Origin of the sequence: Pseudomonas sp. St290, assembly GCF_018325805.1 — a bacterium.
Classification (GTDB): Bacteria; Pseudomonadota; Gammaproteobacteria; order Pseudomonadales; family Pseudomonadaceae; genus Aquipseudomonas; species Aquipseudomonas bijieensis.
The window spans coordinates 2,018,611-2,036,296 of record NZ_AP014703.1; the positions used below are offsets into that span (position 1 = coordinate 2,018,611).

Genomic DNA, 17,686 nt, shown 5'->3' on the forward strand with positions numbered 1-17,686 from the left:
TTGCCGGCGCTATCCGTTCCCATGGGTGACAACTTGCAAGCCGAATTCAGGCAGGAAACCCCCATGACCGACGCGTTCGAACTCCCCAGCACCCTGGCTCATGCCCTCCAGCGCCGCGCCGCGTTGACGCCGGACCGGGTGGCCCTGCGCTTCCTCGCCGACACCCCCGGGCAGGGTGTGGTGTTGAGTTATCGCGACCTGGACCTGCGTGCCCGAACCATCGCCGCCGCCTTGCAAGCCGAAGCGGCGCTGGGCGATCGCGCCGTGCTGCTGTTCCCCAGCGGCCCGGATTACGTCGCGGCATTCTTCGGCTGCCTCTATGCCGGGGTGATTGCGGTGCCGGCCTATCCACCGGAGTCCGCCCGTCGCCATCATCAGGAGCGCTTGCTGTCGATCATCCAAGACGCCGAACCGCGCCTGTTGCTCACCAGCAGCGATCTGCGCGAGCCGTTGCAAGCCATCGAAGCGGCGCCGCCGGTGTTGTGCGTCGATACCCTCGACCCGGCCCGTGCCGGGCACTGGCGGATGCCGGTGCTGCAGGACGATGACATTGCCTTTTTGCAATACACCTCCGGCTCCACCGCATTGCCCAAGGGGGTGCAGGTCAGCCACGGCAACCTGGTGGCCAACGAATCGCTGATCCGCCATGGCTTTGGTATCGACTTGAACCCCGATGACGTCATCGTCAGCTGGCTGCCGCTGTACCACGACATGGGCTTGATCGGCGGCTTGTTGCAGCCGGTGTTCAGCGGCGTCCCATGCGTATTGATGTCGCCGGCCTACTTCCTGGCCCGGCCCCTGCGCTGGCTCGAAGCGATCAGCGAATACGGTGGCACCATCAGCGGCGGACCGGACTTCGCCTATCGATTGTGCAGCGAACGGATCAGTGACTCGGCCCTCCAGCGTCTGGACCTGAGCGGCTGGCGCGTGGCCTATTCCGGCTCCGAGCCGATCCGCCTCGACACACTGGAGCGTTTTGCCGAGAAGTTCGCCCCGTGCGGCTTCACGCCGGACAATTTCATGGCCTCCTATGGCTTGGCCGAAGCGACCTTGTTCGTCGCTGGCACGCCACGTCGCCAGGGCATCCCTTCGCTGCGGGTGGATGACGCGGCCTTGGCGCAAAACCGTGCCGAGCCGGGGCAGGGCAGTGCGGTGATGAGTTGTGGTGTGAGCCAGCCCGGGCACGCGGTGCTGATCGTCGAACCGGCCACGTTGCAGCCGCTGGCCGACAATCAGGTCGGTGAAGTCTGGGCCGCCGGCCCGAGCATTGCCCTGGGCTATTGGCGCAACCCCGAAGCCAGCGCCAAGACCTTTGTCCAGCACGACGGTCGGACCTGGCTGCGCACCGGCGACCTGGGCTTCCTGCGCGACGGCGAGCTGTTCATCACCGGTCGCCTGAAAGACCTGCTGATCGTGCGAGGGCATAACCTCTATCCCCAAGACATCGAGCAAACCATCGAGCGCGAAGTGGAGGTGGTGCGCAAGGGCCGGGTGGCGGCGTTCGCGGTCAACGACAATGGCGAGGAAGGCATCGGCATCGCTGCGGAAATCAGCCGCAGCGTGCAGAAAATTCTGCCGCCGGAAGCCTTGATCAAAGCCATTCGCCAGGCCGTGTCCGAGGCCTGCCAGCAAGCCCCGAGCGTGGTGCTGCTGCTCAATCCCGGCGCATTGCCCAAGACTTCCAGCGGCAAGTTGCAGCGCTCGGCCTGCCGCACCCGATGGGCCGACGGCAGCTTGGACAGTTATGCACAGTTTCCATCAGCCGAAGTGGATGTGGCTGATGAACCTGCGCCGTCATCCGAGTTGCAAATCCTCATCGGCCAGGTCTGGCGTGAGCAATTGCAGATCGAGCGAGTCCAGGCTGACGACCATTTTTTCCTGCTGGGCGGTAACTCCATCGCCGCCACCCAGGTGATCGCACGCCTGAGCGAAACCTTGGGGCTGACGCTCAATTTGCGCCTGCTGTTCGAAGCCCCGACCCTGGCCGCGTTCACGGCAGCGGTGGCGAACCTGCAACAGGGCGGTGGCCAGGCCCTGGGTGCGATCAGTGCGTTGCCGCGCCATGCGCCACTGCCACAATCCCTGGCGCAGAACCGTTTGTGGATCACCTGGCAGCTTGATCCGACGAGCCTCGCCTACAACATTCCTGGCGCCTTGCACCTGCGCGGCGAACTGGACGAAGACGCGCTGCGCGCCAGCTTCCAGCAACTGATCGAGCGTCATGAGTCCTTGCGCACGCGCTTCCTGGAACGTGACGGCGTGGCCCTGCAACAGGTCTATCCGGCGGGCGAATTCAAGCTGCATGTAATCGACCTCGGCGACCTGCCTGACGACGTGCGTGAAACCCGGGCGCAGCAGATTCGAGAAGACGAAGCGGCCATGCCGTTCGATCTGGAGAAGGGGCCGCTGCTGCGCGTCACCCTGTTGCGCCGCGACGAGGATGACCATCAGTTGTTGGTGACGCTGCACCACATCATCGCCGATGGCTGGTCGATGAATGTGTTGATCGAAGAGTTCTCCCGGTTGTACGCCGCTGCATCCCAAGGCCAGGTCGCCGGGCTGGCGCCGTTGCCTTTGCAATACGCCGACTACGGCAGTTGGCAGCGCCAGTGGCTGGCCCAAGGGGAGGCCGAGCGTCAGCTGACGTACTGGAAGCAACAACTGGGCGACGAACATCCGGCCCTGGCGCTGAGCACGGATCATCCCCGTAGCGCGCAACACCAGCGCAGCGCCGCACGCCATAGCCTGCGTCTGGATAAAGGTCTCGGTGATGCCCTGCGCCAAGTGGCCCAAGCCCATGACGCAACCCCGTTCATGCTGTTGCTGGCAGCCTTCCAGGCGCTGTTGCAGCGTTACACCGGGCAATCCGACGTTCGCATCGGTGTGCCCAACGCCAACCGCCCGCGCCTGGAGACCCAGGGGTTGATCGGCTTCTTCATCAACACCCAGGTCCTGCGCGGGCAGGTCGATTCGCGTCAGCCGTTCGCTGCGCTGCTGGCCCAGGCCCGGGAAGCCACGCTCGGTGCCCAGGCCCACCAGGACCTGCCGTTCGAACAACTGCTCGAAGCGTTTCCCCAGGCGCGCGAGCAAGGCCTGTTCCAGGTGATGTTCAACCACCAGCAACGTGACCTGGGGGCGTTGCGGCGCCTGCCGGGGTTGCTGGCCGAGGAGTTGCCGTGGCACAGCCGCGAAGCCAAGTTCGACCTGCAACTGCACAGCGAAGAAGATCGCAACGGCCGGTTGACGCTGTCGTTCGACTACGCCGATGAACTGTTCGAGGCGGCGACCATCGAGCGGCTGGCGGTGCATTACTGCAACCTGTTGAGGGCAGTCTGCGCGGATCCGCAACAAGCGATCGGCGACGTGCCGTTATTGACCGCCGATGAACACAGCCAACAGCGTCAGTGGGGCGCGGCTCCGTGCGTGCCGGCCAGCCAATGGCTGCCGGAGCTGTTGAACGAGCAGGCCCGCTGCACGCCGCAACGGCTCGCCCTGCGCTGGGACGGTGGTCAACTCGAGTATGCCGAGCTGCATGCCCAGGCCAATCGCCTGGCTCATTACCTGCGGGACAAGGGCGTTGGCCCGGACGTGTGTGTGGCGATTGCCGCCGAGCGCTCGCCGCAACTGCTTATCGGTGTGCTGGCGATCATCAAGGCCGGTGGTGCCTACGTACCGTTGGATGCCGACTATCCGGCCGAGCGCCTGGCCTACATGCTGGCCGACAGCGGTGTCGATCTGCTGCTGACGCAAACCGCGTTGCTCGAACGCTTGCCGGCCTGCGAGGGCGTCAGTGTCATCGCCATGGACGCCCTGCACCTGGAGCAATGGCCGAGCAATCCGCCGGGCCTGCACTTGCACGGCGATCACCTGGCCTACGTGATCTACACCTCCGGCTCCACCGGCCAACCCAAGGGCGTCGGCAACACCCACGCCGCCCTGGCCGAGCGCCTGCAATGGATGCAGGCCACTTACGCGCTGGATGAAACCGACGTGCTGATGCAAAAAGCCCCCATCAGCTTCGACGTGTCGGTATGGGAGTGCTTCTGGCCACTGATCACCGGCAGCCAACTGGTACTGGCCGGCCCTGGCGAACACCGTGACCCGCACCGCATCGCCCAGTTGGTCCAGCAGTTTGGCGTCACCACGCTGCACTTCGTGCCGCCGTTGCTCAACCTGTTTGTCGATGAACCGCTGAGCGCCCGCTGCACCAGCCTGCGCCGGGTGTTCTCTGGCGGCGAAGCCTTGCCGGCCGAGTTGCGCAACCGGGTGTTGGCGCAACTGCCGTTGGCAGAGCTGCACAATCGCTATGGCCCGACCGAAACCGCGATCAACGTCACCCATTGGCATTGCACCGAAGCCGATGGCGAGCGCTCGCCGATCGGTCGGCCCCTGGGCAACGTGCTGTGCCGGGTGCTCGACAGCGACCTCAATCCCGTACCGGCCGGTGTCCCGGGCGAGCTGTGCATCGGCGGCCTGGGCCTGGCCCGGGGTTACCTCGGCCGTCCTGGCCTGAGCGCCGAGCGTTTCGTCGTCGACCCATTGGGGCTGGCCGGTGCACGGTTGTACCGGACCGGTGACCGGGCACGCTGGAATGCCGACGGCGTGATCGAATACCTCGGCCGTCTCGACCAGCAGGTCAAGCTGCGCGGCTTCCGGGTCGAACCGCAGGAAATCGAAGCGCGCCTGCTGGCCCAGGACGGCGTCGCCCAAGTGGCGGTGCTGGTGCGCGCCACCTCGGCCGGCCCGCAGTTGATCGGCTACTACACCGCCCCGGAGGTCGCTCAAGACCAGGACGAGTTGAACCGCCGGCTCAAGACCGCCCTGGCCGCCGAACTGCCGGATTACATGGTGCCTGCCCAACTGCTGCGCCTGGACGCCATGCCCCTGAGCCCGAGCGGCAAGCTCGACCGCAGCGCCTTGCCCGAGCCGCAGTGGCAGGTGCGCGAACACGTCGAGCCGGCCAGCGCCCTGGAGCAGCAAATCGCCGGCATCTGGCGCGACGTGCTGGGGTTGGAGCGTATCGGCCTGCGGGACGATTTCTTTGCCCTCGGCGGCCATTCGCTGCTGGCGACCCAGATCATTTCCCGTACCCGCCAGGCCTGTGATGTCGAGCTGCCGTTGCGGGCGCTGTTCGAGGCCAGTGAACTGGGGGCGTTCGCCGAACAGGTGCGCTTGATCCAGGCCAGTGGCCAGACCAACCGCCAGCCGCCCATCGAGATGGTCGACCGCAGCCAACCGGTGCCGCTGTCGTATTCCCAGCAGCGCATGTGGTTCCTCTGGCAGCTGGAGCCCGACAGCCCGGCCTACAACGTCGGTGGCATGGCGCGCTTGCGCGGGGTGCTGGATGTCGGGCGTTTCGAGGCTGCGTTGCAGGCGTTGATCCTGCGCCACGAGACCCTGCGCACCACGTTCCCGAGCGTCGACGGCGTGGCCCGCCAGCAGGTGCACAGCGAGACAGGCCTGCGCATGGACTGGAAGGATTTCTCGATGCTGGCTGCTGACATCCGCGAACAGCGGGTCCAGCAATTGGCCGATAGCGAGGCTCACAAGCCCTTCGACCTGGAAACCGGGCCGCTGCTGCGAGCCTGCCTGGTCAAGACCGCCGAGCATGAGCATTACTTTGTGCTGACGCTGCATCACATCGTCACCGAAGGCTGGGCGATGGACATTTTCGCTCGTGAATTGAGCGCGCTGTACGAGGCCTTTATCGACGACCGTGAGTCGCCGCTGGAACCCTTGCCGGTGCAGTACCTGGACTACAGCGTCTGGCAGCGCCAGTGGCTGGAATCGGGCGAGCGCCAGCGGCAGTTGGACTACTGGACCGCGCAACTGGGCCGCGAACATCCGTTGCTGGAACTGCCCGGCGACCGCCCGCGCCCGCCGGTGCAAAGCCACCGCGGTGAACTGTTCCGTTTCGACCTCAGCGATGACCTGGCCGCGCGGGTCCGCGCCTTCAACGCGCAACAGGGCCTGACCCTGTTCATGACCATGACCGCCGCCCTGGCCGTGCTGCTCTATCGCTACAGCGGCCAGACCGACCTGCGCATCGGCGCGCCGGTGGCCAACCGTATCCGCCCGGAAAGCGAAGGGCTGATCGGGGCGTTCCTCAACACCCAGGTGTTGCGTTGCCAGCTCGACGGACAGATGTCGGTGGGCGAACTGTTCGAACAAGTGCGCCACACCGTCATCGAAGGCCAGTCCCATCAGGATTTGCCCTTCGATCATCTGGTGGAAGCCCTGCAACCACCGCGCAGCGCCGCCTATAACCCGCTGTTCCAAGTGATGTGCAACGTGCAGCGCTGGGAGTTTCAGCAGAGCCGTACGCTGGCCGGCATGACGGTTGAATACCTGGTCAACGACGCCCGCGCCACCAAGTTCGACCTCAACCTTGAAGTCACCGACCTCGACCAGCGCCTGGGCTGCTGTCTGACCTACAGCACCGACCTGTTCGACGAACCGCGCATCGCGCGCATGGCCGGGCACTGGCGCAATCTGTTGGAAGCCTTGCTGGTCGATCCAAGCCGACGACTGAGCGAGCTGCCATTGCTGGACGCTGGCGAACAGCAACGGATGCTCGATAGCCTGGGTGTCGAGCCCGGTGCGCATCGCCTGGATCAATGCATTCACCCACTGTTCGACGAACAGGCCAAGGCTCGACCCGACGCGCCGGCCCTGACTTTCGCCGGACAGACCCTGACGTATGGGCAACTGAACAGCCGCGCCAATCGCCTGGCCTGGATGCTGCGTGAGCGAGGCGTCGGGCCGCAGGTGCGGGTCGGCCTGGCCCTGGAGCGCTCGCTGGAGATGGTCATCGGTCTGCTGGCGATCCTCAAGGCCGGCGGTGCCTATGTGCCGCTGGACCCGGAATACCCGCTGGACCGCTTGAGCTACATGATCGAGGACAGCGGCGTCGGTTTGCTGCTCAGTGACCGGGCGATGTTCCAGGCCCTCGGTGCGTTGCCCGAGGGTTTGGGTTGCTGGTGCCTGGAAGACGATTCGGCGGCCCTGGCGCAATACCCGGATCACCCGTTGCCATTGATCAATCTGCCGCAGCACCAGGCGTACCTGATCTACACCTCCGGTTCCACCGGCAAGCCCAAGGGCGTGGTGGTGTCCCACGGTGAAATCGCCATGCATTGCCAGGCAGTGATCCAGCGTTTCGGCATGCGCCCGGACGATTGCGAGCTGCATTTTTATTCCATCAACTTCGACGCCGCCACCGAGCGCCTGCTGGTGCCGCTGCTCACTGGTGCCCAGGTGGTGCTGCGGGCCCAGGGCCAATGGGATGCCGAGGAAATCTGCGGGCTGATTCGCCAGCATCGCGTCAACATCCTCGGTTTTACCCCCAGCTACGGCAGCCAGTTGGCGCAATGGTTGGCGACCCAAGGGCAAACCCTGTCGGTGCGCATGTGCATCACCGGTGGCGAGGCCCTGACCGGTGAGCATTTGCAACGCATTCGCGCGGCATTCAGCCCGAGTCAGTTCTTCAATGCCTATGGCCCGACCGAAACCGTGGTCATGCCACTGGCGAGCCTGGCCCCGGAGCAACTGGAAGAGGGCGCGGCCAGTGTGCCGATTGGCAGTGTGATTGGCGCCCGGGTGGCGTACATCCTCGACGCCGACCTGGCGCTGGTGCCGCAAGGCGCCACGGGTGAGTTGTACGTCGGCGGCGCGGGATTGGCCCAGGGTTATCACCAGCGTCCGGGCATGACTGCCGAGCGCTTCGTTGCCGACCCGTTCGCCACCGCCGGCGGACGCCTTTATCGCACCGGCGACCTGGTGCGCCAGCGTACCGATGGCTTGGTGGAATACCTCGGACGCATCGACCATCAGGTGAAAATCCGTGGTTTCCGTATCGAACTGGGGGAAATCGAAAGCCGCCTGCTGGAGCATGAGGCGGTGCGCGAAGCCGTGGTACTGGCCCTCGACGCGCCCGGAGGCAAGCAACTGGCCGGCTACCTGGTGAGCGACATCGCCAGCCAGGATGGCGAGCAACAAGCAGCCCTGCGCGAAGCGTTGAAAAATCACCTCAAGGCCCAGTTGCCGGACTACATGGTGCCCACCCATCTGATCCTGCTGGCGAGCATGCCGCTGACCGCCAACGGCAAGCTCGACCGCCGCGCCTTGCCAATGCCTGATCCTGAGCTCAATCGCCAACATTACGTGGCGCCGAGCAACGCCCTGGAGCAGACCCTGGCGGCGATCTGGTGCGAGGTGCTGAACGTGGGGCAGGTGGGCCTCAACGATAACTTCTTCGAGCTGGGCGGCGATTCGATCCTGTCCATCCAGGTGGTCAGCCGCGCCCGGCAGCAAGGCATTCATTTCACGCCCCGGGACTTGTTCCAGCACCAGACCGTACAGACCCTGGCCGCCGTTGCCACGCGCAGCCAGCAGGTGCACGCCGAGCAGGGCCTGTTGCAGGGTGAATCGGGGTTGACGCCGATCCAGCACTGGTTCTTCGAGCGCCAGATCCCCAACCGGCATCACTGGAACCAGGCGCTGGTGCTGGAACCGACCTCGGCCCTGGAGCCGCTACTCCTGGAGCAGGCGCTGCGCACTGTCTTCCAGCACCACGATGCCCTGCGCCTGGGCTTCGGCGAAACCGCCGGGCACTGGCGCGCCGAGCACCAACCATTGTCTGACGTTGCGCTGTTGCAGCACCTGTCGGTAGACACCGTGCAGGCTTGTGAAGCGTTGTTTGCCGAGACGCAAAGCCGTTTCAATCTATCGACCGGGCCATTGCTGCGCGCAGTGCTGGCGCAGCTCCTTGATGGTCAGCAACGGTTGCTGATCGTCATCCATCACCTGGTGGTGGATGGCGTGTCGTGGCGGGTGCTGATGGACGATCTGCAAACCATTTATCGCCAGCTCACCGCTGGGCGGGAGGCGCAGTTGCCGGCCAAGACCAGCCCCTTGCGGGACTGGGCCGCGCGCTTGCAGGCCTACGCCGGCAGCGAATCCCTGCGCGAGGAACTGGGTTGGTGGCAAGCGCAGTTGAGTGGCGCGCAGGGGGCGCTGCCGTGCGCGAATCCCGACGGCGGGCTCCAGGAGCTTCACGCGCAAACCGTCAGTGTGCGCCTGGACGCCGAGCGTACCCGGCAACTGCTGCAACAGGCGCCGAGTGCCTACCGTACCCAGGTCAACGACTTGCTGCTTACCGCGTTGGCCCGGGTGCTGTGCCATTGGAGCGGCCATGCATCGGTCCTGGTCCAGCTCGAAGGCCATGGCCGTGAAGCTCTGTTCGACGACATCGACCTGACCCGCACCGTGGGTTGGTTCACCAGCGTCTATCCCGTGCGCCTGAGTCCGGCGGCCGAAGGCTTGAGTGCCTCGATCAAGGCCATCAAGGAGCAACTGCGCGCAGTGCCCCACAAGGGCCTCGGCCATGGTGTGCTGCGCTACCTGGCGGACGCGGCGACTCGCGAGGCGATGGCCGGCCTGCCGCAAGCGGCGATCACCTTCAACTACCTGGGCCAACTCGACCAGACCCTGGGTCAAGCTGCGCTGCTCCAGCCGCTGGATACGCCGTTGGGCGCGATCCACGATCCCGCCGCGCCGCTCCCCAATGAACTGAGCGTCGACAGCCAGGTCAGCGGTGGCGAGCTGGTGCTGCGCTGGACCTTCAGTGCCGAGCGCCATGATCGACAAGTCATTGCCACATTGGCCGAGGCCTACCTCGACGAGCTGCAACGCCTGATCGAACATTGCCTGACGGACGAGGCGGGCGGTCTGACGCCATCGGACTTCCCCCTGGCGAAGCTGACCCAGGGCCAGCTCGACAGCCTGCCCGTACCGGCCGGGCAAATCGAAGACGTCTACCCGCTGACACCGATGCAGGAAGGCATGCTCCTGCACACCTTGCTGGAGCCGGGCACGGGCCTGTACTACATGCAGGACCGCTACCGCATCAACAGCGAACTGGACCCGCAGCGTTTCGCCCGGGCCTGGCAGGCGGTGATCGCCCGGCATGAAGCCTTGCGCGCCTCGTTCTGCTGGAACGTCGGCGAAGACATGCTGCAAATCATCCACAAGCCTGGCAGCTCGCCGGTGGAGTATCTCGACTGGTCGCAAGTGCCCGAAGACGCCCAGGAAGCCAAGCTCCAGGCGCTGCTCAAGAACGAGCGCGAGGCCGGTTTCGATCTGTTGAACCAGGCGCCGTTCCACCTGCGGCTGATCCGGGTCGACGCGGCACGCTACTGGTTCATGATGAGCAACCATCACATCCTGATCGATGCCTGGTGCCGTTCGCTGCTGATGGACGACTTCTTCGAGATCTACACCGCCCAGGGTGAAAACCGCGAACCACAGTTGGCCGTGCCGCCGCGCTATCGCGACTACATCGGTTGGCTGCAACACCAGAGCCTGGCCGAAGCCCGGCAGTGGTGGAAGCACAACCTGCAAGGCTTCGAGCGGACCACCCCGATCCCCAGCGACCGGCCGTTCCTGCGTGAGCACGCCGGTGACAGCGGCGGCATGATCGTCGGTGACTGCTACACCCGTCTCGATGCCCGGGACGGTGCGCGGTTGCGGGAACTGGCCCAGGCCCATCAACTGACGGTCAACACCTTCGCCCAGGCGGCGTGGGCGTTGGTGCTGCGGCGAGTCAGCGGTGATCGCGACGTACTGTTCGGCGTCACCGTCGCCGGGCGTCCGGTGGAGCTGCCGCAGATGCAACGCACCGTGGGGCTGTTCATCAACAGCATCGCCTTGCGGGTGCGGATGCCTGAAGACCATCAGCCGTGCAGCGTGCGCCAATGGCTCAGCACTTTGCTGGACAGCAACATGCAACTGCGCGAGTACGAATACCTGCCGCTGGTGAGTATCCAGGAGGTCAGCGAACTGCCCAAGGGCCAGCCGCTGTTCGACAGCCTGTTCGTGTTCGAGAACGCCCCAGTGGAAGTCTCGGTGCTGGACCGCGCCCAAAGCCTCAACGCCACCTCCGACTCGGGCCGTACCCACACCAACTTCCCGCTGACGGCGGTCTGCTATCCGGGGGATGACCTGGGGCTGCACCTTTCGTATGACCAGCGCTACTTCGATGAGTCCACCGTCCAGGGTTTGCTCGGCGAGTTCAAGCGCTTGCTGCTGGCGCTGATGGAAGGTTTGCACGGTGACATGGCCGAGCTGCCGCTGATCGGTGCCGAAGAACAGGATTTCCTGATCGACGGCTGCAACCAGAGCGAGCATGCCTATCCGCTGGAGCAAAGTTACGTCGAGCTGTTCGAGGCCCGGGTGGCGGCCCATCCGCAACGCATCGCCGTCAGTTGCCTGGATACGAGCTACAGCTACGCCGAGTTGAATGCCCGCAGCAACCGCCTCGGCCACGCCCTGATCGCTGCCGGCGTCGGCCTGGATCAGCCGGTGGCACTGCTGGCTGAACGGGATGCAGACCTGCTGGGCATGATCATCGGCAGCTTCAAGGCCGGTGCCGGCTACCTGCCGCTGGATCCGGGGCTGCCGAGCCAGCGCCTGAGCCGCATCATCGAACTGAGCCGCACGCCGTTGTTGGTCTGCACTCAGGCCTGCCAGGCCCAGGCCGAGGCGTTGCTGGACGAGTTCGCCTGTGCCGGGCGGCCAAAGTTGCTGGTATGGGAAAACGTCCAGGCCGGCGACTTTTCACCACAAAACCCTGGCGTCCGTAGCGGGCCGGACAACCTCGCCTACGTGATCTACACCTCCGGCTCCACCGGCCTGCCCAAAGGCGTGATGGTGGAACAGCGGGGCATGCTCAACAACCAGCTCAGCAAAGTGCCGTACCTGGCGCTGAGCGAGGCGGATGTGATCGCCCAGACGGCGTCCCAGAGCTTCGATATTTCCGTGTGGCAGTTCCTGGCCGCGCCGTTGTTCGGTGCCCGGGTCGACATTGTGCCCAACGCCATCGCTCACGATCCGCAAGGGCTGCTCGAGCATGTGCAGCAGCAAGGCATCACCGTGCTGGAAAGCGTGCCGTCGCTGATCCAGGGCATGCTCGCCCAGGAGCGCATCGGCCTGGATGGCCTGCGCTGGATGTTGCCCACCGGCGAAGCGATGCCGCCGGAACTGGCCCATCAGTGGTTGTTGCGTTACCCGGACATTGGCCTGGTCAACGCCTACGGCCCGGCGGAATGCTCCGATGACGTGGCGTTTTTCCGGGTCGACCTGGCCTCGACCCGTGGCACTTACCTGCCGATTGGCACGCCCACCGACAACAATCGCCTGTACCTGCTCGATGGCGCGCTGGACCTGGTGCCGTTGGGCGCGGTGGGTGAGTTATGCGTGGCCGGCACCGGGGTGGGGCGCGGTTATGTCAGCGATCCGTTGCGCACCGCCCCGGTCTTTGTACCGAACCCGTTCGGGGCGCCGGGAGAACGGCTGTACCGCACCGGTGACCTGGCGCGGCGGCGCAGCGACGGGATTCTGGAGTACGTCGGGCGTATCGACCATCAGGTGAAAATCCGCGGCTACCGCATCGAACTGGGGGAAATCGAAGCGCGCTTGCATGAACAACCGGAAGTGCGCGATGGGGCGGTGGGTGTGCAGGAGGGCGCCAATGGCAAGCATCTGGTGGGCTACCTCGTTGCCACCGACTCGGCGCTGAAGCCCGCCGAACGCCTGGAGCGTATCAAGCAGCGCCTGCGGACCGAGCTGCCGGAATACATGGTGCCGCTGCACTGGCTGTGGCTCGATCGCCTGCCCCTCAACGCCAACGGCAAGCTCGACCGCAAGGCCTTGCCAGCCCTGGAGATCGGCCAGTTGCAAAGCCAGGACTATCAAGCCCCCGGCAATGAGTTGGAACAGACCCTGGCGGACATCTGGGCCCAGGTGCTGAAAGTCGAGCGGGTGGGGGTGCGGGACAACTTCTTCGAGCTGGGCGGTCATTCCTTGCTGGCGACACAAATCGCCTCGCGGGTGCAAAAGGCCCTGCAACGCAACGTGCCGCTGCGGGCGATGTTCGAATGCAGCACGGTGCAGGAACTGGCCGAGTACATCGATGGGTTGGCGGCCAGTGAGATCACTGAGGAGAAGGTGGATCGGTTGAATGATTTGATGGCGCAATTGGAAGGATTGTAGTTTTGCGGCGTCTATGAAGACCTCATCGCGGGCAAGCCTTGCTCCCACAGGGATCGGCTGCGAGCAGATTGTTTGTGTTCAAGCAGCAATCCCTGTGGGAGCAAGGCTTGCCCGCGATGGGGACAGCACAGGCACTGCCGGCTCAAAGGTTGACTGCTCAGCCTGCGCAGCTCAGTCTTCCAAGGCTTTTTTTCCAGACTCAAACAAGGAGGTCACCCATGCCCTTTGCAACGATCGACGGACAACCGCTTCACTACCTGGACCAAGGCCAAGGCCCGGTGGTGTTGCTGGGCAGCAGCTATCTGTGGGACCACACCATGTGGGCGCCGCAGATCGAGGTGTTGTCCCGGCATTTTCGGGTCATTGCCCTGGATCTATGGGGCCACGGTCAGTCCGGGCAGTTGCCTGAGGGCATGACCTCCCTGGACGACCTGGCCCGCCAGGCATTGACGTTGATGGATCACCTGGACATCGACTGCTTCCACCTGGTGGGGCTTTCGGTGGGCGGGATGTGGGGCGCTCGGCTGGCGCTGGCGGCACCTGAGCGCGTGCAGTCGCTGGTATTGATGGACACCTACGTCGGCGTCGAGCCGGAGCCGACCCGCCTTTATTATTTTTCACTGTTCGACAAGATCGAAGCCAGTGGCAGCATTCCCGAGCCGTTGCTGGACATCGTCGTGCCGATCTTCTTCCGGCCGGGTATCGACCCGCAGTCGGCGCTCTATCAACAGTTCCGCGCCACATTGGCCGCGTTGCCGACCGATCGCCTGCGCGACAGCATCGTGCCGCTGGGGCGGATCATTTTCGGTCGGGACGACATCCTGCCGCGCCTGCATGCGCTGGATGCCAAGCGTACAGTGGTGATGTGCGGCGACCAGGACAAGCCACGTCCACCGTCCGAGGCGTTGGAAATGGCCGAGCTGATCGGCTGCCCCCATGTGTTGATTCCGGAGGCGGGGCATATCTCCAACCTGGAGAATCCGGAGTTCGTGACCGAGGCATTGCTGGAGTTCCTGGCGCGCAAACACTGATGGCTGGCTAACTGTGGCGAGGGGGCTTGCTCCCGCTGGGCTACGTAGCGGCCCCAAAAAACAAATGCAGTCAACCTGACGAACCGCTGCGAGAAACCCAAGGGGTGCTTCGTACCCCAGCGGGAGCAAGCTCCCTCGCCACAAGAGCTGTTTTGGGCTTTTGTATCACTTCGGCCCGAGAATCTTCACCAGCTTGTCCGGCGACGGCGCGCCTTGTTGCTGCTGCAGGTCGCCTTTTTCATCCAGATAGAAAATCGCCGGGGTGGCGGACAGTTCCAGCTCGTCCATCAACTGCTGGTTGGCATCCAGTTTGGCCTGGATGGCGGGCGGTATGTCCTTGAGCGGTTTGAGCGGGCTGCCCTTGCCGGCCTTTTCATGCTCGGCCAGGGTTTTTTCCGGGTCCTTGGCCGCCAGCAAGGCGGCGGATTTGCCTGGGCTGTCTTCGCGGATGATGCCCACCATGATGTGCCGCAACTGCACCTTGCCGGCCTTGACCCAGGGCCGTGCCTGCTCCCAGAACATGTTGCAGTAAGGGCAGTTCGGGTCGCTGAACAGGTACACCGTGCGCGGTGCGTCCTTGTTGCCGTCGGCGATCCAGTTACTGGCTTCCATCTTCGCCCAGATTTGCTTGGCCATCGGTGCATAGACCAGTTTTTGCAGAGGCTCGGCGCTCAGGTCCTTGCCGTCGGCGTCGTACAGGTTGCCCAACAGGACGTGCTGCCCATCCGGGGTCAGGTACAGCGCCATGCCCCGGTTCTGGTATTGCGCCGCGTAACCGCGCAACCCGTCCGGCGCCTCGAAGGTGCCGACGATTTTCGCGCCCTTGGCTTCGATCTTCTTGATGGCCGCAGGCAATTCTTCGGCCTGGAGCAGCGGGGCCTGCGACAGGGTGGCGGCAACGGCCAGGGTCAGCAGGTGGCGGAGGCGGGGCATGGCAGTTTCCTTGTGGCGGAGTGGGGCTTCGTGGACGAGTCCGGCGTTTCGAAGTTTTCCAGGGCACGAGCCAGGCTCGCTTCCGACAATTCACCCAGGTGGCTGCCCAGCAGGCGGCCATCGGCGCTGTAGAACAGGGTGGTCGGCAGGGCCATGGAACCGACGGCCTGGCCGAGGCGGCCACTGCCATCGAACAGCACATTGGTCAGGCTCAAGCCTTGGGTGGCGAGGTAGGTGCTGACGCTTTGCATGCTTTCGGCCTGATTGACGAACAGGAACGTCAGGTCCGGACGCTGTTGCTGGGCTTCTTCCAGCACTGGCATTTCACGCCGGCAGGGCGGGCACCAGGTGGCCCATAGATTGATCACCAGTGGGCCACCTTGGTAATCGGTGAGCTTTACGGTCTCGCCGGTGGCGGTGCGCAGGTTGATGTCCGGCAGTCGGGTGCCCTGTTCATAAATCGTCAGCGACAGGGTCGCCACCAGCCAGAACAGCAGGCCGCTGCCGACGCCGAAGCCCAACGGTCGACGCAGGGCCGGGCGGTGCCGGGCCCACGACAAGGCGCCAATCAGCAGCGCCACGATGCCCGGCCAGGCCAGGAAGCCGCCGTCGCGCAGGTCGACGATCTGCCACGGGTCATCCCGGTAATGTTGCCAATAGGCGGCGACGAAACCGATCCGCGCCGCCAGCAGGCCCAGCAAAAACAGCACGAACAGCACCGACTCGGGGTTTTCGCCACCACGCTTGGCCACCCGCCAGCCCACGAAGGTCGCCAGCGCCAGGGCGCTGATCAGCAACAGGTGGTTAAGGGCGATGGCAAAGGTGCCCAGGGTGAGCGTCAGCATCAGCGCGCGTCCCGAGTGAGGTTCCAGCGCTCCAGGAACACCTTGGCATCGACTTCCCCGGTGATCCGCTGGCTGCGGCGCTCTGCACCGTCGGCACCGATCCACAGCAGGCTCGGCGGCCCCGGCACCTGGTAACGGCTCAGCAGTTCGCGGCTGGCGGGGCTGTCGGCGGTGACGTCCAGACGCACCAGGCGCACGCCTTTCAGGGCGTCCAGCACCTCGGCGCGGCCGAATACCTGTTTTTCCATGATCTTGCAGGACACGCACCAGTCGGCGTAGTAGTCCAGCAGCACCCATTGGCCCTGGGCCTTGGCGGCGTCCAGTTCCCGTTGCAGGGCGGCGGGCTCGCTGACCGTGACGAACGCGTCATGGGCACTGACGGTCGCACTTCCCTTGGTACCGGCGTACACCTTCAGGGGCTGGAAGAAATCATCGCCACCGCCCGCGGCGCCAATCACCAGCAGGCTGCCCCACAGGCCGAACAGCAGCGAAGCACTGCCGCAGACGTAGGCAATGCGACCGAACCCTTCGGTCTGGCGCCAGGCGCTGTAGGCGGCGATCAACAACAGCACGCCCCACAGGCCGACCCACAACGAGCCATCGATGATCGGGCGAATCATCAGCAGCGCGGTGCCCAGGAACAGGAAGCCGAACACGCCCTTGAGCAGGTTCATCCAGGCGCCGGGCTTGGGCAGGAAGCGGTTGCCCACAGTCACCAGCAGCAACAGCGGCAAGCCCATGCCGATGCCCATGGTGAACAGGATCAGCCCGCCGTGCAGCGCATTGCCGCTCTGGGCGATATACAGCAGCGCGCCGGCCAGCGGAGCGGTCATGCACGGGCCTACCAACAGGCCGGACAGAGCCCCGAGAATACCGGCACCCACCAGGCTGCCGCCGCGCCGCCGGCGTCCGGCGTTTTCCAGGCGGTCACGCAGGGCCGCCGGCAATTGCAATTCGAAGAAGCCGAACATGGGTAACGCCAGCAACACGAATACGGCCGCGAAGCTGCCCAGCAGCCACGGTTGTTGCAGCAGCGCCTGAAGGTTGGCCCCCAGCAGCGCGGCGAGCACGCCCATGGCCGCATACACCAGGGCCATGCTGATCACGTAGCTGCCGGCCAAGGCCAGGCCGCGTCTTGGCCCGGCGCCGCTGCCCACCACCAGCCCGGCCAGGATCGGCAGCATCGGCAGCGAGCAAGGGGTGAACGCCAGCAGCAGGCCCAAACCGAAGAACACCAGCAGGCTCCAGCCCAAGGCCCGTTGTTGCAGGCCGCTGGCCAGGGCCTGGTCTGGCGCCTCGCCAGTGGCCGCCACAGGTGCGTTGCCACCCAGGTCTACCACCTGGGTTTGGGGGGGATAGCACAGGCCCGCGTCGGCGCAGCCCTGGAAGCCAACCTTGATCTTGCCCGTGGCACCGGCGGGTATCTTCAGCTCCAGCGCTTGGCGGTAGACTTGCTGGTCGCCGAAAAACTCGTCGCTGTGGGCCTCGCCCTCGGGCAATTTCGGTTTCTGGGCCTCGGCCAGGCCATCGAACTTGAGCCGCTGCTGATACAGGTAGTACCCATCGGCGATTTGCCAGAACAGCTGGGTTTCACCGGAATCCAGGCGTTCGGAGGTAAACACGAATGCCTTTTCCACCGGCAGGAAGTCCGGTTTGGTTTCGAAGGGATTGGCGGCCTGGGCCAGGCCCGAGATCAGGAACAGCCACAGCAAAAACAATCGACGCATGGATAAAGCCTTAGAACGAAGCGAGTGGAAAACACAATGGCGGCTGGCGATTAACCGTCGATTAACCCGACGACGACCGGCAGGTAGCGATGATCGCCCA

Annotated in this window: 5 protein-coding genes; 2 read left to right on the forward strand and 3 right to left on the reverse strand. The window is 64.8% G+C overall.

Annotated elements, in window-relative coordinates; genetic code table 11:
• The first annotated feature begins 63 nt into the window (after positions 1–63).
• On the forward strand, positions 64–13,050 hold the full coding sequence (locus PBDP_RS08895; protein ID WP_212802107.1) for a non-ribosomal peptide synthetase: 12,987 nt from the start codon (positions 64–66) through the stop codon (positions 13,048–13,050).
• A gap of 218 nt (positions 13,051–13,268) precedes the next feature.
• Entirely contained in the window at positions 13,269–14,081 is an 813-nt protein-coding gene (locus tag PBDP_RS08900) for an alpha/beta fold hydrolase (protein ID WP_116831805.1), read from the forward strand.
• Between the two features lie 165 nt (positions 14,082–14,246).
• On the opposite strand, the gene dsbG is transcribed toward PBDP_RS08900, so the two are convergent.
• Genes dsbG through dsbD form a run of 3 tightly spaced genes read right to left on the reverse strand, consistent with a single transcriptional unit; the run spans position 14,247 to position 17,586 of the window.
• Positions 14,247–15,014 (reverse strand): thiol:disulfide interchange protein DsbG, encoded by a 768-nt coding sequence (gene dsbG, locus PBDP_RS08905; RefSeq protein WP_109751491.1) that lies wholly within the window; start codon positions 15,012–15,014, stop codon positions 14,247–14,249.
• Entirely contained in the window at positions 14,990–15,859 is an 870-nt protein-coding gene (locus PBDP_RS08910) for a TlpA disulfide reductase family protein (RefSeq protein WP_163854742.1), read from the reverse strand. The genes dsbG and PBDP_RS08910 overlap by 25 nt, the downstream gene beginning before the upstream one ends.
• Positions 15,859–17,586 carry a protein-disulfide reductase DsbD gene (gene dsbD, locus PBDP_RS08915; RefSeq protein WP_116831807.1) on the reverse strand — a complete coding sequence of 576 codons (1,728 nt, stop codon included), beginning with the start codon at positions 17,584–17,586 and terminating at the stop codon, positions 15,859–15,861. The genes PBDP_RS08910 and dsbD overlap by 1 nt, the downstream gene beginning before the upstream one ends.
• Positions 17,587–17,686 lie beyond the last annotated feature (100 nt).